General features: G+C 55.6%; 15 protein-coding genes. 14 read left to right on the forward strand and 1 reads right to left on the reverse strand.

All coding sequences use genetic code 11. From position 1 onward, the window contains the following. Positions 1–157: 157 nt before the first annotated feature. The 12 genes from hpf to argH all read left to right on the forward strand — a co-directional run bounded on the left by hpf (position 158) and on the right by argH (position 16,044). Positions 158–712: a ribosome hibernation-promoting factor, HPF/YfiA family gene (gene hpf, locus QMO62_RS18900; RefSeq protein ID WP_284643297.1), complete on the forward strand. Its 555-nt coding sequence runs from the start codon at positions 158–160 to the stop codon at positions 710–712. Positions 713–901: 189 nt separating this feature from the next. Beyond that, positions 902–3,400: a preprotein translocase subunit SecA gene (gene secA, locus QMO62_RS18905; RefSeq protein WP_284643299.1), complete on the forward strand. Its 2,499-nt coding sequence runs from the start codon at positions 902–904 to the stop codon at positions 3,398–3,400. Positions 3,401–3,500: 100 nt separating this feature from the next. Continuing rightward, positions 3,501–4,623, forward strand: a protein-coding gene (prfB, locus tag QMO62_RS18910; protein ID WP_284643301.1) for a peptide chain release factor 2 whose coding sequence is annotated in 2 segments (ribosomal slippage) — positions 3,501–3,572 and positions 3,574–4,623 — 1,122 coding nt in all. Because the reading frame shifts where the segments join, the coding sequence is not laid out codon by codon here. A gap of 125 nt (positions 4,624–4,748) precedes the next feature. Beyond that, entirely contained in the window at positions 4,749–5,777 is a 1,029-nt protein-coding gene (locus tag QMO62_RS18915) for a YitT family protein (RefSeq protein ID WP_284643303.1), read from the forward strand. A 142-nt stretch (positions 5,778–5,919) separates the two neighbouring features. Then, positions 5,920–7,794 (forward strand): FAD-dependent oxidoreductase, encoded by a 1,875-nt coding sequence (locus QMO62_RS18920; protein WP_284643305.1) that lies wholly within the window; start codon positions 5,920–5,922, stop codon positions 7,792–7,794. A gap of 92 nt (positions 7,795–7,886) precedes the next feature. Next, the gene (gene argC / locus QMO62_RS18925) at positions 7,887–8,942 is read left to right on the forward strand and encodes an N-acetyl-gamma-glutamyl-phosphate reductase (protein WP_284643307.1); all 1,056 of its coding nucleotides are present in this window, start codon (positions 7,887–7,889) and stop codon (positions 8,940–8,942) included. 15 nt (positions 8,943–8,957) lie between these two features. Next, a complete protein-coding gene (gene argJ / locus QMO62_RS18930) occupies positions 8,958–10,178 on the forward strand; it encodes a bifunctional glutamate N-acetyltransferase/amino-acid acetyltransferase ArgJ (protein WP_284643309.1) in 1,221 nt (406 codons plus the stop codon). A gap of 18 nt (positions 10,179–10,196) precedes the next feature. Next, entirely contained in the window at positions 10,197–10,979 is a 783-nt protein-coding gene (gene argB / locus QMO62_RS18935) for an acetylglutamate kinase (RefSeq protein ID WP_284643310.1), read from the forward strand. Positions 10,980–11,018: 39 nt separating this feature from the next. Beyond that, a complete protein-coding gene (argD, locus tag QMO62_RS18940) occupies positions 11,019–12,209 on the forward strand; it encodes an acetylornithine transaminase (RefSeq protein WP_284643312.1) in 1,191 nt (396 codons plus the stop codon). Between the two features lie 13 nt (positions 12,210–12,222). After that, positions 12,223–13,179: an ornithine carbamoyltransferase gene (gene argF, locus QMO62_RS18945; RefSeq protein WP_284643314.1), complete on the forward strand. Its 957-nt coding sequence runs from the start codon at positions 12,223–12,225 to the stop codon at positions 13,177–13,179. 36 nt (positions 13,180–13,215) lie between these two features. Then, positions 13,216–14,451, forward strand: a complete 1,236-nt coding sequence (locus tag QMO62_RS18950) for an argininosuccinate synthase (protein WP_284643316.1) — start codon at positions 13,216–13,218, stop codon at positions 14,449–14,451. A gap of 177 nt (positions 14,452–14,628) precedes the next feature. Continuing rightward, a complete protein-coding gene (argH, locus tag QMO62_RS18955; protein ID WP_284643317.1) occupies positions 14,629–16,044 on the forward strand; it encodes an argininosuccinate lyase in 1,416 nt (471 codons plus the stop codon). A 52-nt stretch (positions 16,045–16,096) separates the two neighbouring features. Here the strand turns inward: argH and QMO62_RS18960 are convergent, their stop codons facing one another. Next, the gene (locus QMO62_RS18960) at positions 16,097–17,623 is read right to left on the reverse strand and encodes a VanW family protein (protein ID WP_284643318.1); all 1,527 of its coding nucleotides are present in this window, start codon (positions 17,621–17,623) and stop codon (positions 16,097–16,099) included. A 343-nt stretch (positions 17,624–17,966) separates the two neighbouring features. Here QMO62_RS18960 and ftsE point away from each other — a divergent pair, with 343 nt between their 5' ends. Together ftsE and ftsX are read left to right on the forward strand one after the other, a co-directional pair. Continuing rightward, the gene (ftsE, locus tag QMO62_RS18965; protein ID WP_284643319.1) at positions 17,967–18,653 is read left to right on the forward strand and encodes a cell division ATP-binding protein FtsE; all 687 of its coding nucleotides are present in this window, start codon (positions 17,967–17,969) and stop codon (positions 18,651–18,653) included. After that, entirely contained in the window at positions 18,643–19,560 is a 918-nt protein-coding gene (gene ftsX, locus QMO62_RS18970) for a permease-like cell division protein FtsX (protein ID WP_284644982.1), read from the forward strand. The genes ftsE and ftsX overlap by 11 nt, the downstream gene beginning before the upstream one ends. The last annotated feature ends 5 nt before the right edge of the window (positions 19,561–19,565 follow it).

The raw sequence follows: 19,565 nt of genomic DNA on the forward strand, positions 1-19,565 counted from the left end.
GATTAGCAGCCACAGCACCCTGGAGAGATCCGGGGTGCTTTTTTGCGTAACTACGAACACTCTCTAAATATTTTTTTAAATATTCTGATAATTTAGCAGGATTTGAGGAAGAAAGCGCGAATATATATAAGTGTAGTTTGAAGGGAGGAATTGTACAATGAAATTCAACATTCGCGGCGAAAACATCCAGGTGACAGAAGCACTCAGAGATCATGTTGAAAAAAAGCTGAGCAGGCTGGATCGGTACTTTGAAGCTCCCCTTACTTCAGAAGTTTATGCCACGTTAAGTGTGGTGAAAGGCATGCAATCCGTAGAGGTGACTATTCCACTGACCGGCTTCGTTCTGCGGGCGGAGGAACGGCACTCCGATATGTATGCAGCTATTGATTTGGTTGTGGATAAGCTGGAGCGCCAAATCCGCAAACACAAAACGAAAGCGAACCGTCAAATTCGCGTAGCCGGAGGCAAACGGGATATGTTCCGGATGGATTCCGAAGTTGCGGTTGCTTATGACTACGATGATGAGGACGATTTTGAACTGGTCCGTACGAAGCGATTCACACTGAAGCCGATGGATGTGGAGGAAGCGATCCTGCAGATGAACATGGTAGGGCACAACTTCTTCGTCTTCTCCAATTCAGACACTTCCAAGGTGAACGTGGTGTATAAGCGCAATGACGGACGCTACGGCTTGATCGAGCCGGCCCAATAACACGTAAATTACAGCCTGCCCGAGAAGGGCGGGCTTTTCATTTTTCTTGGCAGAATGGGGAAAAACTAAAGGGAATTGCTCACATTTGTTGCGGCATAGCGTTCAAAAATGCTACAATTTACTTTAGCTAATAAATAGGCTAAGTCTGCCGACTTGCCGTTCTGGACATAGAAAGGGGATTAGCAAGCAATGCTAGGACTCGTGAAGAAGATTTTTGGCGATTCGAATGAACGCGAATTAAAACGTATGTGGAAGGCCGTTGAATATATTAATTCGTTGGAGCCGCAATTTGAGGTGCTGACGGATGATCAGCTTCGGAACAAAACCGTAGAGTTCCGCGAGCGTCTGGAAAAAGGAGAGGACCTCGACGACCTGCTGCCGGAGGCATTCGCTACGGTACGGGAAGCGGGCAAGCGCGTGCTCGGCAAGCGCCATTATGACGTTCAGCTCATCGGCGGTATGACGCTGCATGAAGGCCGTATCGCAGAGATGCGTACAGGGGAAGGGAAGACGCTGGTAGGGACGCTGCCGGTTTATCTTAACGCGCTTGCAGGCAAAGGCGTGCATGTTGTTACGGTCAACGATTACCTTGCTCAGCGTGACAGCGGGGAGATGGGACAGATCTATCATTTCCTTGGCATGACGGTAGGGGTAAACCTACCGAATCTGGAGCACAGCCAGAAGCAAGCGGCATACGCATGTGATGTCACGTACGGAACGAACAATGAGTTCGGTTTCGACTATTTGCGCGACAATATGGTGCTCTACAAGGAGCAAATGGTACAGCGTCCGTTGTCTTACGCGGTCATTGACGAGGTGGACTCCATCCTGGTCGACGAAGCCCGTACGCCGCTGATCATTTCCGGACAAGCTGCCAAATCGACGGACCTGTATTTGCAGGCGGACCGGTTTGTGAGCACGCTGAAGGATGAGGAAGATTATGCGATCGACGTGAAAATGAAGTCGGTTGTACTGACCGAAGCAGGGGTGCAGAAGGCGGAGCGTGCCTTCCATATCGAGAACCTGTTCGATCATGAGAATGTCACGATCAACCACCACATCACCCAAGCGCTGAAGGCACATGCGATCATGAAGCGGGACGTGGACTACGTCGTATCCGAGGGTGAAATCATCATCGTGGACGAGTTTACGGGACGTCTTATGGTAGGCCGCCGTTACAGCGAAGGCTTGCACCAGGCGATCGAAGCGAAGGAGAAGCTGGAGGTTCAGAACGAATCGATGACTCTGGCGACGATCACGCTGCAGAACTACTTCCGGATGTACCGCAAGCTTTCCGGGATGACCGGTACGGCGAAGACGGAGGAAGAAGAGCTTAAGAAGATTTACGGTCTCGAAGTAATCGTGGTTCCGACGAACAGACCGATGATCCGTCAGGATATCCCGGATGTCGTATATAAATCGGTAGGCAGCAAGTTCCGCGCAGTTGTGAACGAGATCGTGGAACGCCACGCCAAAGGACAACCTGTACTTGTAGGTACCGTGTCCATCGAAAACTCGGAGCGTCTGTCCGACATGCTGAAGCGCAAAGGCGTTAAGCACCAGGTGCTGAATGCGAAGAAGCACGCGGAGGAAGCGGAGATCGTATCCCAAGCGGGTCAGCGCGGCGCCGTGACGATCGCCACGAACATGGCAGGACGCGGTACCGACATCATGCTGGGCGAAGGAGTAGCCGAACTCGGCGGTTTGCATATTATAGGTACAGAGCGCCATGAGAGCCGGCGGATCGACAATCAGCTCCGCGGTCGTGCGGGACGTCAGGGTGACCCGGGCTCCTCGCAGTTCTATTTGTCGCTGGAAGATGAGCTTATGCGTCGCTTCGGTGCGGAGAACATCATGGGCATGATGGACCGCCTCGGCTTCGAGGAGGACCAGCCGATTGAGAGCAAGCTGATCTCTAAGGCGATTGAATCCGCGCAGAAGCGCGTAGAGGGCAACAACTTCGACGTGCGGAAGATCGTCCTTCAGTATGACGACGTTATGAACCAGCAGCGTGAAATCATCTACAAGCAGCGCCGCGAGGTCATTGAGTCGGAGAATGTGACGGAAATCGTTCATGGCATGATTATGCCGGTCATTGAGCGTATCGTTGAAGCGCATTGCTCGGATGATCTGGTGCCGGAGGAGTGGGATCTGCAGGCGATTGTGGATTATGCGAACGGAACGTTCCTGCATGAAGGCCAAATCACCAAGGACGATCTCTGGGGCAAAGAGAAAGAAGAGATCATTGAGTTTATTCAGGAGCTTGTCCGCACCTTGTATAAAGAGCGCGAGCAGCATATTGGCGAAACCTTCATGCGCGAATTCGAGAAGGTGGTTGTGCTTCGTGCGGTAGACAGCAAGTGGATGGATCACATCGATGCGATGGATCAGCTGCGTCAAGGGATTCACCTCCGCGCGTACGGCGGTACCGATCCGCTTCGCGAATACCAGTTCGAGGGATATGAGATGTTCCAAGAGATGGTACAGAACATCCAGGAGGAAGTCGCAACTTACATCATGAAGGCGCATGTCGAAACGAATTTGGTGCGTGAGCCGGTGATCGAGATGATCGATCCGTCTGCAGCCGATGCGCCGAAAACACCGGTTACGAACGACGACAAGATCGGCCGGAACGACCTGTGCCCATGCGGCAGCGGCAAGAAGTTCAAGCAATGTCACGGCGCGTAAGCTAACGCACGCCAAGGACTTTAGACAAAAGGAGGTCGGGGCCTGATGCGGCTCCGGTCTCCTTTTTCGCGAAGATAACAGTATAGGGAGTGTTGTAGAGATGTTGGATCCAGAAGTGAAACGTGATTTGCAAGAAACGGCCAAGCGCTTGGCTGAGCTTAGGGGGTCTCTTTGACTTAGATCTGAAGCTGGAGCAGATCGCGGATTTCGAAGAGAGAATGTCGGCTCCGGATTTCTGGGACGACAATGAGAAGGCACAGAAGATCATCGGCGAATCGAACGCGGTCAAAAGCGTGGTGGATCAGTTCCAGGCTCTCGCGTCGGAGTATGACGACCTGGAGGTCATGCAGGAGCTGATGCAGGAGGAGCCGGATGAAAGCATGGCCGCGGAGCTGACGCGAGGCATCACGGCGCTGGTGCGCAAGCTCGAGGAATTTGAGCTGCAGCTCCTGCTCAGTGAGCCGTACGACAAGCTCAACGCCATCCTGGAGCTGCATCCGGGAGCGGGCGGTACGGAATCGCAGGATTGGGCCGAGATGCTGCTGCGCATGTACCGCCGTTGGGCCGAGAAACGAGACTTCAAGGTCGAGGTTCTCGACTACCTGCCGGGCGACGAGGCCGGCGTGAAGAGCGTAACGCTGCTCATCAAGGGCTACAATGCGTACGGCTATCTGAAGGCGGAGAAGGGCGTGCACCGACTGGTGCGCATCTCGCCGTTCGACGCTTCGGGACGACGCCATACGTCGTTCGTATCGTGTGACGTGATGCCGGAGATCGAGGACGACACCGAGATCGAGATTCGCTCGGAGGATCTGAAGGTTGACGTGTACCGAGCGAGCGGCGCCGGCGGACAGCACATCAACACGACGGATTCTGCGGTACGGATGACGCATATCCCGACCGGCATCGTCGTCAGCTGCCAGACGGAACGCTCGCAGATCAAGAACCGGGAGCGATGCCTCAAGATGCTGCGCTCGAAGCTCTACGAGAAGAAGATCGAGGAGCATGAGAAGCAGCTGGCGGAAATCCGCGGCGAGGTATCCGATATCGCATGGGGCAGCCAGATTCGCTCCTACGTATTCCATCCGTACAGCATGGTAAAGGACCACCGGACCTCGGCGGAAACAGGAAACATCGGCGCCGTGATGGACGGCGATCTCGATCTGTTCATCGATGCTTATCTCAGGGCGCAAATTGCGAAGCCTGCGGATAAGGAAGCATAAGGCCAGTTCAACATAAATTCAGCAGTTCCGGCGAATCCTACTTGTATTGGAATCAGGGCGCATTACAGCGTCCCGGCATTCGGATACGGGTAGGATTTTTTGCTATGGAAAGGGGGAGAGCAGCGGTGACGGAAACGACGAAAGAAGAACAGCTGGTAGGACACACCGAACCGTGGCCGTTCGATGACGGGGTCCTGCCCGAGATGGAACGACCGGAATCGCGTGAGCTTATACAGGGGATTGTACGGACCGGGGGATATTCGGTAGCGGCCCTTCAGTCGCGTAAAGAACGGGGAACGAAGGCCCGGATTGCATGGAAGCAGCATGCCGGAGATTACACGCTGCTGCTGGTCGGCTCCTTGCTGATCGCCGTCAGCTTCAATATGTTCTTGAACCCGAACCAGGTGGCATCCGGCGGCGTTTCCGGCATAAGTATTATTACAGAGGAATTGTTCGGCTGGGAGCCAGCGATCACCCAATGGGCGCTCAACATTCCGCTGTTCTTCGCGGGGATGTATTTGCTCGGCGGAGAATTCGGGCTGAAAACATTAGTAGGAACCATTGTTTTGCCCTTACTTGTCCTCTTAACGCGAGGCCTGCCGTCCCTTACGCATGACCTGCTGCTGGCGACCATCTACGGAGGGATGCTCATCGGCTTGGGGCTGGGACTTGTGTTCCGTGCGCGCGGCTCCACCGGCGGCTTGGATGTCGCGGCGCAAATTGTGAATAAATATACGAGTATCGGTTTAGGGGTGTCGGTTGCCTTGTTGGACGGGCTGGTCATCATGACGGCGGCGTTCGTATTTTCTCCGGAAAAGGCGCTCTTCGCCCTCATCGGCCTGTTCGTCACCACCAAAACGATCGGTATCGTGCAGCTGGGCTTCAGCTATTCGAAGGTGGCCTTTATTATTACGGAAGATGCTGAGGCGATAAGAAAGGCCATCCTGTTCAAGCTCGACCGGGGGCTCACCAACCTGCAGGCAACCGGGGGCTATTCGGGAGAATCGCGAACAGTCATTATGGTTGTCGTAAGCCAGACGGAGGTGACCAAGCTGAAGGAGCTTGTAAGGCAGACGGACCCGAAGGCTTTTGTCATCCTAAGCGACACGAATGAGGTGCTGGGAGAAGGCTTCAAGCGGTACGGAACGGTTTAATCCGGGAAGTACCTTTTTTCTATCAAAAAAAGTTGCTCGTACGCCCGGAAATGGATTGAATTTATCCCGGGAATCCGGTACGATTCATTCGTAGCGGCAGCGGATCGGTGCGGGTGCCGGAAGGGGAGCGTTGGGTCGAACGATGAGCAAAAAGTGGATCATGGTGAGTGTCATCATCCTAATTACAATCATGAGCAGTGCCGCCAGCGCATACGAATTGACGGCCCGGGACAGCGACGGGGGCTTCGTGCTTCAAAACCCTTTTGCCAAGCAGGTGGATGTGGTGGTGATCGGGACGGAGCTGGAGGGGATGTATCTGGCCCGAAGGGCGAAGCAGGAGGGGCTAAAGGTGCTCATCCTGGAAACGAAGGAACGCCTCGGCGGTCAGCTGATCCAAGGGGAAATGCTGTATCTGGACGGCGTGTACAACGACAACGGCGACTCGCTGGTGCAGGGCGGCATGAAGGACCTTTTTGACCGGTATGATAAAGGAGATATCCGCAAGAAGGCGCAGTTCGCCGAATATTTCCACCGGCTGATTCATCGCATCCCCATCGATAAGGGTATCGTGATAGAGGACATTGAGACGCAGGAAGGACGCATAACGGCGTTTACATACACGAGAAAAAATGGGGACCTCGTTCGGGTGGAGCCGGGATACGTAGTCGACAATTCGGATGATGCCGCTTTCATAAGCAGGCTGGAAGGGGTAAAACCGCTACCGGGGCTCGAATCGTTGTACGGCTCCAAGGGGTCTCACGAGTTTATGAGCGGCACCTATATGATGAAGTTCAAGAATGTGGACTGGCATCAGTTCTACAGCCACTTTTGGAAGCTGGACAAAGTAGAGCGTGCCAGTCTATACGGACCGGAAACGTATGTCGATTCGAACATCGCCTATGGGTTTCCGCCGATTGTAAACAAGTACGAGCTTCGCAATCCGCAGATGCTGAACCTGCGCGGCTTGAATATTTTGAATCAAGGGGATGGGGAGCTGATCATTAACGCGCTGCAGGTGTACGATGTGGATGCGAGTAAGCCGGAAACGGTGGAGCGCGGCATGCAGGCGGCGCGGGAGGAAGTGCCCCACATTCTGGAGCATCTGCGGAAGTCGATCGTCGGCTTCGAGAAGGCGGAGCTGAACGGGGAGCCGGCTTATCTGTATGTGCGCGAATATCTTCATTATCCGACGGAATATGTTATGGAGTCGACGGATGTGATGAGCGGACGAATGTTCTGGGATAACGTAAGCATCGGCGGTTATTTCATGGACATTCAAGGCTCGCGCTCCAATCGGGAGGGGCTGGCGGTAGGGAAGCCGGACCAATATGGTCTGCCGCTGCGAAGCTACCTGCTCAAGGGCTACGATAATGTCGTCACGGCCGGCAAGCTGGTAGGGTCGTCGGTGGTTGCCTACGGCAGCACGCGGATTCAGCCCAACGGCGCCCTCGCCGCGGAATCGATCGGAGTGCTGATGGGACGGCTCGGAGGCCGAAGCCTGAAATCGGTCACGGAGGAAGATATGAAGTCGCTGCATCAGTATTTGGCGTCGAAATATCATATTCAAGTCGCGCCGCGAGAGGCTAAAAACAAGATCGAATGGATGAACGAGGAGCAGCGGGCGGAGTTGAATGCAGGGAAGGTGACGCTGCTGCCGGGTCATGTCGTGGCGAGGCATTTGCCGGTGATGCGGATGACGGTTGACGGGAAGCCGGCCAAATTCGGCGGGCTGAAGCCACTGGTTATCGAAGGGAAGCCGTGGGCCCCCTTGCAGGAGACTTTTCACTTGCTCGGAGCGCATCATGTGCGGTACGATGTAGAACGGAAGCGGGTTCGCTATCTGCTGTCTCGGCAGGAAGGCGAAGAGGCGCTCGTGGCAGAGGTACCGGTGCATGTGCTGAATAATTTTGCGCTAGTGGATCTGAAGCGGGCCGCTGATTTGCTCGGGTACGAGCTGCAGTGGGATGAGGCTTCCTGGGTCGCGGCGCTGACGAAGAAGGAGCCCGGCTCTCCCTGAGAGAGGGCTCCTTTTCTTAGGAAATTTTTATTGAATTAATATACCGTCGAATGTATAATAATACATAGTTTTTCAAATCGGAGGGAACGGCCATGTCTACAACAACAACTTTACGAGCGGCGATTATCGGTTCTACAGGCTACGGCGGAGTGGAGCTGATCCGGCTTCTGCTGGCACATCCGCATGTGGCGATTACTTCGGTAATCTCCTCTTCCAGCGCAGGAGCGCCGATTGCGGACGGATATCCGCATCTGAATCAAATTCTTACCGACCGTCTGGATGCTATCGATGTGGAGCTGATTCGGGGAAAGGCGGACGTTGTCTTCCTGGCTACACCGCATGGCGTAGCTTCGGAGCTGGCTCCCAAGTTTCTGGATGCGGGCTTGAAGGTCATCGATATTTCCGGGGATTTCCGTTTAACGAACGGAGAGACGTATGAGCAATGGTATAAGCATAAGCCGGCCGATCCGGCCTATGTAGAGCGTGCCGTATACGGGTTAGCGGAGGTATTCGGTGAAGAAGTACACGGAGCGGAGTTTATCTCCAATCCGGGCTGTTATCCGACAGCGACGCTGCTTGGCTTGGCTCCGCTGGCAGCCAACGGCTGGATCGATCTGAAATCGATCATCGTCGATGCCAAATCCGGCGTTTCCGGCGCGGGCCGCGGCTTAAGCCTACTCGTGCATTATTCGGAAATCAACGAGAACTTCCTCGCTTATAAAGTGAACAAACATCAGCATACACCGGAGATCGAGCAGGTGCTGGGACGCCTTGCCGGCGAAGAGGTGGTCATGACCTTCACGACCCATTTGGTACCGATGACGCGGGGCATTTTGTCTACGATCTATGTCAATTTGAAGGAGCAGCGGACGGAAGACGAGATCCTGGAGCTGTTCCGTTCGTACTATGCGGGACGCAAGTTCGTTCGGATCCGCGACAGGGGCAAATGGCCGGCGACGAAGGAAGTATGGGGCTCCAACTATTGCGATATCGGTGTTTCGCTTGACCCGCGTACAGGCCGCTTGACCGTCATTTCGGTCATCGACAACGTAGTGAAGGGCGCTGCCGGTCAGGCAATACAAAATTTGAATTTGATGATGGGCTGGGACGAGGCGACAGGCCTTGCGTTTACCCCGGTATATCCATAAAGGAGAGCGAACGCGGTGGGGAAGGATTATATCGTAGTGCCGGACGGCACAGTGACGACGCCGAAGGGATTTCAAGCAGGCGGACTGCATTGCGGTTTGAAAAAAACGGAGCGCCATGACCTCGGCGTCATCTATTGTGAGGTTCCTGCAGCAGCGGCGGGCGTGTACACGCTGAATCAATTTCAGGCGGCACCCCTGAAGGTGACCCAGGAGAGCATTGCGGCGGAAGGCCGTCTGCAGGTCATGCTGGTCAACAGCGGCAACGCGAACGCTTGTACGGGACAGCAGGGCGAGGACGACGCACGTTCTATGCGTGCCGCTGTGGCTGCGGCCTTCGGCGTGAAGGAGCACTTGGCCGGCGTTACCTCCACAGGCGTGATTGGCGAGCTGCTGCCGATGCCGAAGGTACTGGGCGGCATTGAGAAGCTGCCTGCACGGGTCAGCGTCGAGGGCGGCGACGATTTCTGCCAGGCGATCCTGACCACGGATCTGGTGAAGAAGGAAACCTGCGTAAGCGTAACCGTTGGCGGACGCACGGTACATATTGCGGGAGCGGCGAAGGGCTCGGGCATGATTCATCCGAACATGGCGACGATGCTCGGATTTATGACAACGGATGCGAACATTGAGAGCCAGCATCTGCAGAAGCTGCTGAACGATGTAACGGATTCCACGTTCAATATGATTACGGTAGACGGCGATACGAGCACGAACGATATGGTTGTCGTTATGGCCAGCGGCCTTGCCGGCGGCGATGCCTTGACACCGGAGCACCCGGACTGGGAAGCGTTCCGCGCCGGGTTTGAATACGTAGGCGCATACCTTGCCAAGGCGATTGCCCGCGACGGCGAGGGAGCGACGAAGCTGATCGAGGTGACGGTAAGCGGTGCGGAGTCCCGCGATGCGGCGCGCGCGATCGCGAAGACGGTCATCGGCTCGAGCCTGGTGAAGTCGGCTTGCTTCGGTGCCGATGCGAACTGGGGACGCATAATTGCGGCCGTAGGGCGTGCAGGGCAGCCGGTGAATACGGAAACGGTAGACATTCGTCTCGGCGACATCGTGACGCTGGAGCAGTCCCGTCCGTTGAAGTTCGACGAAGAGAAGGCGCTGGAGTACCTGAAGGGCGACTTCGTGCACATCCATGTCAATCTGAATATGGGCGAGGCTTCGGCTACGGCTTGGGGCTGCGATCTTACCTATGACTACGTCCGCATCAACGCGGCGTATCGGACTTAAGGGCGAAGGAGTAGGACGATGAGCTGTTTTGTTATGAAATGCGGAGGCAGTACGCTGGCGGCGCTGCCGGACGCTTTTTTCGCGGATTTGAAGAAGCTGCAGGAGTCGGGCAACATCCCGGTCATCGTGCACGGAGGCGGTCCGGCGATCTCGGGTACGCTCGAGAAGCTCGGCATCGAGACGGAGTTCGTGAACGGACTTCGCAAGACCAATGAAGCGGTGCTGGATGTCGTGGAGATGGTGCTGGCGGGTCAGATCAACAAGGAGATTGTCCGTAAAATCCAGCTGTCCGGCGCTCAAGCACTGGGCCTAAGCGGTGTGGACGGTCATCTCATTCAAGCCCAGCCGGTGGCGAATGCACATGAAGTGGGCTTGGTGGGCGATGTAACGAACGTGAATGCATCGCTGATCGAGGGCATTGTTGCGATGGGCTACATGCCGGTCATTGCTCCGGTGGGGATCGGTGCGGACGGCGGTCAGCGCTACAACATCAATGCGGATACGGCAGCCGGCGCGGTAGCGTCCCACCTTGGGGTGGAGCGCATGATCGTCGTAACGGATGTGCCGGGTATTATGAGAGTCGTGGATGGGGAGAAGGTCGTCCTGCCTTCCGTTACGGTGGCGCAGATCGACGAAATGATCGCGAGCGGCGAAATTTACGGCGGCATGATCCCGAAGGTGCGGGCAGCCGTGCAGTGCATTCAGGGCCGCGTCCAAGAAGTGGTTATTGTGAACGGGGCAGAGCCGGAAGTATTGAGCAAAGCGCTGGAGGGCGCGGTCGGTACCCGGATTGTCAAATAGATGTGGACTATCAATCGAGAATAAGAAGGAGTGAACGACATGGGAGAGTCTCAGAACGCATTGTTTCCGAACTACGCACGCTATCCGCAAACGTTTGTTAAGGGGGCGGGCAGCCGACTTTGGGATGAGAACGGACGCGAGTACCTGGATCTGATGTGCGGCCTCGCCGTTACGAATTTGGGGCATGCCCCGGTGCAGGTAACGGAACGCCTGAAGGAGCAGATCGATACTTTATGGCATACAAGCAACCTGTTCCACATTCCGAATCAGGAGAAGCTGGCGCAGCTGCTGGTAGACCATAGCTGTGCGGATGCGGTGTTCTTCTGCAACAGCGGGGCGGAGGCGAACGAAGCGGCGATCAAGCTGGCTCGCCGTTTTTTCCAGAAGGTGATCGGGCAGCCAGAGCGTTATGAGATCATTACGTTCCACATGTCGTTCCACGGACGGACCTTAGCGACTTTAACGGCAACAGGCCAGGATAAGGTAAAAGAGGGCTTCGCCCCGCTGCCGGAAGGCTTCGTCTATGCCAACTATAACGACACAGCTTCCGTAGAAGCGCTGATCAGTGAAAAGACATGCGCCGTCATGCTGGAGATGGTACAGGGCGAAGGCGGTGTCAACCCGGCGGACCGGGAGTTCGTTCGCGAGGTAGCTGCGCTGTGCGAGAAGTACGGCCTGCTGCTGATCATTGACGAGATCCAGACGGGCATGGGCCGCACAGGCAAGCTGTTCGCTTATGAGCATTACGGCATCGAGCCGGACCTGTTCACGCTGGCGAAAGGTCTTGGCAGTGGGATGCCGATCGGCGCGCTGCTTGGCAAGGAGAAGCTGCGCCAGGCGTTCAGCGCGGGCAGCCACGGCTCCACCTTCGGCGGCAACTATTTGTCCACCGCGGCAGGGATTGCTACACTGGAGACGATGCTGGCCGAGAAGTTGCCGGAGCGTGCGGCGGAGATGGGCGACTACATTGTCAGAGAGCTTCGCTCGAAGCTGGCGGACAATCCGCTGGTGCAGGAGATCCGCGGGATCGGCCTGCTCATCGGCATCCAGCTGACGGGACCGTCGGCGGAGCCGATCAGCGCCATCCACGGTGAGGGTGTGCTGGTGGTTTCAGCCGGACCGAATGTCATTCGTCTGGCGCCGAGCCTGTTGATTTCGAAGGAAGACGTTGACCGCGGCATTGAGGTCATCTGCTCCGTTCTGGCGCAGAAGGCTGCAGCGGCGGTATAGAGGAGGAAACCACTTGAGTAACGTAACGAAGCAAGACATCGCAGCACAGCTCAGAGGACGCGATTTTATCGGTCTGGTCGATTACACGTCTGAAGAGATTCAATATTTGATCGATCTAGCGATCGAACTGAAGAAGAAGCAGAAGTCCGGTGAGGTATACCAGCCTCTGAAGGGCAAGACCCTCGGCATGATTTTTGAAAAATCGTCCACCAGGACCCGCGTTTCCTTCGAAGTGGGCATGTACCAGCTCGGAGGCCACGCACTTTTCCTGAGCAGGAACGACTTGCAGATCGGCCGCGGTGAAACGATCGGCGATACGGCTCAGACCATGTCCCGTTATTTGGACGGCATCATGATCCGTACGTTCGCCCACCGCACGGTGATCGAGCTGGCCCGCAATGCGACCATTCCGGTCATTAACGGGCTGACGGACCTGTCCCATCCGTGCCAGGCGCTGGCGGATTATCAGACGATCCTTGAGCACAAGGGACGCCTGAAAGGGCTGAAAATGGCGTTTATCGGCGACGGCAACAACATGGTGCATTCCTTGATGATGGGCGCGGCGAAGCTCGGCGTGAACTTCACGGTAGCGACGCCGGAGGGCTATGAACCGGATGCCGAGGTCGTACAGCTTTCCAAGGAGGTAGCTGCTTTGAACGGCTCCACGATCGAGGTCGTATACGATCCGAAGGAAGCGATCGACGGCGCGGATGTCGTTTATACCGACGTATGGGCGAGCATGGGCATGGAAGCGGAGCAGAAGGAGCGGGAAGCGGCCTTCGCGAACTATCAGGTAAACGATGAGCTGGTGAAGTACGCGAAGAAGGACTACCTGTTCATGCACTGTCTGCCGGCGCACCGCGGCGAGGAAGTCAGCGAGGGCGTCATCGACGGGCAAAATTCGATTATTTTCGATCAGGCGGAAAATCGTCTGCACGCGCAAAAAGCGGTTATGGCCGCCATCATGTAGCGATAGATTCCATTAGAAGAGGGAGCAAGGGAAACCATGGCGAAGCAAAAAATCGTATTGGCATATTCGGGCGGTTTGGATACGTCCGTCATTTTGAAATGGCTGAAGGAAACCTATGATGCGGAGATTATCGCGTTCACCGCTGATATCGGGCAAGGAGAAGAGCTCGACGGCCTCGAGGAAAAAGCGCTGAGCACCGGCGCATCCAAGGTGTACATCGATGACCTCCGTGAAGAATTCGCGCGGGATTTCATCTACCCGATGTTCCAGGCAGGCGCGCTGTACGAGGGTCAATACCTCCTCGGTACGAGTATCGCTCGCCCGCTGATTGCCAAGCGTATGGTAGAGATCGCACGCGCAGAAGGCGCTACGGCGATTGCTCACGGAGCAACAGGTAAAGGTAACGACCAAATCCGCTTCGAGCTGACGGCTGCTGCACTGACTCCGGATATCGAAGTCATCGCCCCATGGCGCCTCGAGGAATTCCGCGAGCAGTTCCCGGGACGTGCCGAGATGATCGCCTATGCGGAGAAGCACGGCATTCCGGTGCAGGCGTCCGCTTCCAAGCCTTACTCCATGGACCGCAACCTGCTGCACATCAGCTTCGAAAGCGGTATGCTGGAAGATCCTTGGTTCGATCCTAGCGCGACTTCCAACAAAGACATGTTCGTGCTGAGCGTAGACCCGGAGGATGCTCCGAACGAGGCCGAATACATTGAGCTTGAGTTCGAGCAAGGGAACTGCGTAGCCGTGAACGGCCAACGTCTGGCTCCGCTGCAAATCATGGAGACTCTGAACGCGCTCGGCGGCAAGCACGGGGTAGGCCGCGTCGATATGGTGGAGAACCGCTTCGTAGGCATGAAGAGCCGCGGCGTATATGAGACGCCGGGCGGTACGATTCTGTTCACCGCTCACCGCAAGATGGAGTCCCTGACGATGGACCGCGAGGTTATGCTGCTTCGCGACTCCCTGATTCCGAAATACGCTCAGCTCGTATATAACGGCTTCTGGTTCGCTCCGGAGCGTCTGGCCATGCAAGCTCTGGTAAACGAGAGCCAGAAGAACGTAACCGGCGTAGTACGCCTGAAGCTGTACAAAGGCAACGTCATCGGCGCCGGCGTACAAAGCCCTGTGAGCTTGTACAACCCGCACATCGCAACGATGGAGGCCGATCCGACGAAGGCATACGATCAAGGCGATGCGACAGGCTTCATCCGCCTGAACGCGCTGCGTCTGCGTGTTGCTGCCGGTGTAGAGCAAAGCAAGAAGTAAGCTGCTGTGTCCCTGAGAATAACCCGAGCTTCGGAGCTGCGGGTTATTTTCTTGGTCGCACGCAAGGGGCGGACGCCTTCCTGCTGCGGCCGGCGGCAACAGCCGCAATCGAGACGCTGACAGGCTATTTATGGTATAGTGATGGAAATGAAGTTACGTTAGAGGGGAGCAAGTGATGTGTCTAAGCTTTGGGGTGGGCGTTTTACGAAGAAAACCGACCAATTGGTAGAGGAATACACGGCTTCGATTCTTTTCGATAAGGAGCTGGCCGAGGAGGATATTCAAGGCAGTCTGGCGCACGTGACGATGTTGGGCAAGCAAGGGGTTCTTCCTGCGGATGATGTTGAGAAAATCAAGGACGGGCTGCTGAAGGTGCAGGGCATGATCCGCCGCGGCGAGCTGGAGTTCAACATCGGCGATGAAGACATCCATATGAACATCGAGAAGGCGTTGATCGATGAGGTAGGTCCGGTCGGCGGCAAGCTGCACACGGGACGCAGCCGGAACGACCAGGTGGCGCTGGATATGCATCTGTGGCTGCGGAAGCGGGTTGTCGAGTTCGTCGGGATGCTGAGCAAGCTGCAGGAGGCGCTTCTGGAGCAGGCGAAGCAGAATCTGGATACGATCATCCCGGGCTACACCCACTTGCAGCGTGCCCAGCCGATTCTGTTCGCGCATCATATGATGGCGTACGTATCGATGTTCCAGCGGGATATCGAGCGTCTTAAGGACAGCTACAGCCGGATCAATGTGCTGCCTCTCGGCGCAGGGGCCTTGGCCGGCACGACGTTCCCGATCGACCGCCATTTCGTGGCGAAGCAGCTCGGCTTTGACGCGGTGTACGAGAACTCGCTCGATGCGGTAAGCGACCGTGATTTCATCCTGGAGTTCTTGTCGAACGCATCGATTATCATGATGCACTTGTCCCGTTTGTGCGAGGAATTTGTGCTTTGGTCGAGCACCGAGTTCCATTTTATCGAGCTGGACGATGCTTTCTGTACGGGCAGCAGCATTATGCCGCAGAAGAAGAACCCGGACGTGGCGGAGCTGGTGCGCGGTAAGACCGGACGTGTCTACGGCAACCTGTTCGGTCTGCTGACCGTGCTGAAGTCGCTTCCTCTTGCCTACAACAAGGACATGCAGGAAGACAAGGAAGGCATGTTCGATACCGTTCGTACGCTGCAAGGGGCGCTTCAGCTGTTCGCTCCGATGGTAGCCACGATGAAGGTGAACAAGGACCGGATGCGCCAAGCCGTGAACCAGGACTTCTCCAACGCGACGGATATCGCGGATTACCTTGTGAACAAGGGGCTCCCGTTCCGTCAAGCGCATGAGGTCATCGGCAAAACGGTGCTGTACTGCATTCAGCAGCAGAAATTTCTGCTGGACCTGAAGCTGGAGGAGTACCACCAGTTTTCGACGCTCTTCGAGAGCGACATCTACGAGGTGCTGCAGCCGGAGCGCGTAGTCAACGCACGCAATGTGTACGGCGGAACCGCGACGAATCAGGTGAGCGGCGCCATCGAGCGGGCCGGTAAAGTGCTTGAGAGTACCAATGCTTGGTTTGAAGAGTTCTACAACAAAAGCAGATAACAGAGAAGCCCGGGTCCTTCAGAAATGAAGTGTACCCGGGCTTTGTATTGGTTTAACGGAACGTCGGTCCCTTCACTCCGTCCTCAATCATCGGCCCCCGCGGGTCGGCATTCGGAGCCGGTTCGCCCGATTTAGCCCCATCGCCGCCGTTATTCACGGCAACGACGGTCGGCTGGGCGGAATACGTATCCTTGGAGATCCGCTCTTGTCCTACTACAGTACCGTTTTGTTTCTTGATCCGGTACGTTTCGACCACGTAGCCGGCTTTCCCCTGCGTGATGATCTCCTGCTTGCCCACCCGCAAGGTGGGGTTGTGCACATACTTGACCGGCGGCTGAAGCGTTTCCAGGAGCTTGGACTCCACTTCATACGTAACATCCCTCGGTATTTGGCCGAACAGCTTAACTGTCACCTGAACATCATCCGACTCCGTTCGAATCAGTAAATGGTGCTGCGTGCTGTTGCGAAACTTAAAGTTGATATGTCCGCTGGCGAAGGTGGCGTCCTGACCTAGAGGCACATAACTGACCGGAAGGGAATGGTTGCGCCGTTCGACAATGGCCAAGCCGGCACGCAGCACGGCATTGTACAGGGTCGATGACACCTGGCAGATGCCGCCGCCGATCCCGGGCACCAGCTTACCGTTAAGAATGACGGGTGCCTCGCGGAAGCCGAACTTTTTCTCCGTCTGCTCAATATAGGTGGCGTAATCGAATACCTCTCCCGGCTTGAGCACCACATCGTGAATGCTTGCTGCGGTGGAGCGCACGTTGTGAATGCGTCCTTCACTGCTGACCGCCGCCGATCCAGGCGGATAGCTTGTCGAAAACTCCGTCAGCTTACGCACAATCCCCTGCGCTTGCAGCGAAGCAACGGTTACCTGGGGCTCCAGCCAATAGAGAGGGACCTGCACTGTAACCGGCTGGCCTTCTTCCCCGCAGCCCGTTTCCCCGCCCCGGCAGCGTTCGACTCCCGCCTGCATTTCGGCGGATCCCCACACTGGCAGCAGGCTTCCCAGGAGCGTCAGCAGCTTGCCTTCATCGACCCGCTCGACCTTCACTTCCGGCGTGTATCCGATCGTATCGTCTCCTCGGACGAAGCGTTTCGCATCGACCGGCTTTTTTGTGTAAAGCGTCTGCAGGGCCTCCTGCAGCGAAGCCTTCAGCTTGTCCTCGGCAATCGTCCGTTCGAGTGTCCAAGCGCCTCCCCGCTGCTGCCATCGGTACACAGCCCGCCGGAACAACGAGCCTTCCTTCAGCGGCTTCAATTTCTCCACCGTGTCCCCATCACTCACCACGAGTCCTAGCTGGCCCAAGGTGCGTTCTACGATCAGCGGCTGACCGCCGGACACTGCTGCGACCAGCTGCACCTTTTGACCGAGCAAAAGCTCCTTTTTCCATGCAAGCTGACGTTCAAACTCTTGTATCGGCATGCCTCCGACAGACCAATCCTCCACAGTAACACTTGAAGGTAATGTGGTTTTTGAGCCATACCAGCTGATCGTTAGAAGAACGGACAAGGCAAACACAATCGTGGTCAATGCGATACTTGTCCAGAAGGTTGGGATTCGAAGCTGCATCACCGTTTATCTCCTTTTGCTTCCACGCTTGTACTACTCCGATATATATGCGGCCAAGCCATGAAACTTTCCTATAGTTCTTGGTTCGCTGGGATTTGTCGAATGATCCGACTGCAGGGCCGAGCAGACCCATTTTCAACTTACATTCAGCTACCGTTCACCATTTCTCCACCAAACCTGCGTGAAAGCTGTAGAAAATGTTGGACGTGCAAAGGATTTTCCCCTTTTATGTCGAAGTTTAATAGGCTGGGATTGACCGGCACTACCATTACCGGAAGAACGAGCCGATCGTTCGATATAGATGACAGAAAACGACAAAACGAAACTATCAGGATGTGATGACGTGATCGAAATGCAGGACGTATGGAAAACGTATCCAGACGGCAACCATGCCCTCCGCGGCATCAGCGTGAAGGTAGACCGCAACGAGTTCGTCTACGTGGTAGGCCCGTCCGGCGCCGGCAAATCGACTTTTATGAAGCTTATGTATAGAGAAGAACGGCCTACGAAAGGGCAGATTTTTGTCAACGGCTTTAATCTGGAGAAGCTGAAGCAGCGCAAAATCCCTTATGTACGCAGGAATATCGGGGTTATTTTCCAGGACTTCCGGCTGCTGCCGAAGATGTCCGTGTATGAGAACGTCGCTTTTGCGATGGAGGTTATCGAAGCTCCCAAGAAGATCATCAGGAAGCGCGTGCAAGAGGTGCTGGAGCTGGTTCGCTTGAAGGATAAGGCGGGCTCGCTGCCAACGCAGCTGTCCGGAGGAGAGCAGCAGCGAGTCGCCATTGCCCGGGCAATTGTCAATAATCCCACAGTGATTATCGCGGACGAGCCGACCGGGAACTTAGACCCGGAAACGTCCTGGGGGATCATGAAGCTCATGGAAGAAATCAACTTCCGGGGCACTACGATCGTTATGGCCACACACAACAAGGAAATTGTTAACACGATGCGCAAGCGGGTCATCGCAATCGAGAACGGGAAGATCGCCCGTGATGAAGCAAGGGGTGAATACGGCTATGAGGATTAGTACGGCCGGTCGCCATATTCGCGAAGGCTTCAAGAATGTTGCGCGAAACGGGTGGATGTCCTTTGCCTCGATCAGCTCCATCTCGATTTCGCTCTTCATTCTGGGCGTCTTCCTGCTGCTGACTTTGAACGTGAATTTCTTAGCCCAGCAGATTGAACAGCAGGTGGAAATTAAAGTATACCTGGAGGTCAATACGCCGCAGGACCAAATTCAGCAAATTCAAAATGAAATCGCCGCCATACCTCAAGTGTCGAAGGTGACCTTCGTCTCCAAGGAAGAGGGGCTTAAATATTTGCGGGAAAAGCTGGGGGAAAGCGGGAAACAGCTGCTCGAGGGCTTTGACGGAAGCAACAATCCGTTGAACGACTCTTACACCGTAGAGGTGGCGGAGCCGCGTGAGGTTGCCAGTGTTGCCCAGAAAATCGGCGAGCTGAACAATACCAGGCCGATGAAGCCGATCTATCGGGTCAGCTACGGGCAAGGAACCGTCGAAACGATGTTTAAGGTGACGGAAATCGTGCGCAATGTGGGCCTAGTGCTTGTAGCCGGTTTGGCGCTGACAGCCATGTTTTTGATCTCAAACACAATTAAGATTACGATTGTCGCCCGCCGCCGCGAAATCTCCATCATGAAGCTGGTGGGTGCGACGAATTCATTCATACGCTGGCCGTTCTTTATCGAAGGTGCGCTGCTGGGTCTAATCGGTTCGATCATCCCGGTTGCGATATTGCTGTACGGCTACTGGCAGATGATGAGGCTGATTCAGGTGGATATGAGCCTCTTGCTTATCAAGCTTTTGCCCTTTGAAGCGATCCGCTACGAAACAGCCGGGCTGCTCATCGGGATCGGCATCATGATCGGCGTCTGGGGAAGCACATTATCGGTTCGTAAATTTTTACGGGTGTAGGGAGG

The organism is Paenibacillus silviterrae, from assembly GCF_030167925.1.
Lineage (GTDB): Bacteria > Bacillota > Bacilli > Paenibacillales > NBRC-103111 > Paenibacillus_G > Paenibacillus_G silviterrae.

Coding starts and splice junctions, on each gene's coding strand:
- hpf (WP_284643297.1), top strand. CDS start 158: ATGAAATTCAACATTCGCGGCGAAAACATCCAGGTGACAGAAGCACTC.
- secA (WP_284643299.1), top strand. CDS start 902: ATGCTAGGACTCGTGAAGAAGATTTTTGGCGATTCGAATGAACGCGAA.
- QMO62_RS18920 (WP_284643305.1), top strand. CDS start 5,920: ATGAGCAAAAAGTGGATCATGGTGAGTGTCATCATCCTAATTACAATC.
- argC (WP_284643307.1), top strand. CDS start 7,887: ATGTCTACAACAACAACTTTACGAGCGGCGATTATCGGTTCTACAGGC.
- argB (WP_284643310.1), top strand. CDS start 10,197: ATGAGCTGTTTTGTTATGAAATGCGGAGGCAGTACGCTGGCGGCGCTG.
- argD (WP_284643312.1), top strand. CDS start 11,019: ATGGGAGAGTCTCAGAACGCATTGTTTCCGAACTACGCACGCTATCCG.
- QMO62_RS18950 (WP_284643316.1), top strand. CDS start 13,216: ATGGCGAAGCAAAAAATCGTATTGGCATATTCGGGCGGTTTGGATACG.
- QMO62_RS18960 (WP_284643318.1), bottom strand. CDS start 17,623: ATGCAGCTTCGAATCCCAACCTTCTGGACAAGTATCGCATTGACCACG.
- ftsX (WP_284644982.1), top strand. CDS start 18,643: ATGAGGATTAGTACGGCCGGTCGCCATATTCGCGAAGGCTTCAAGAAT.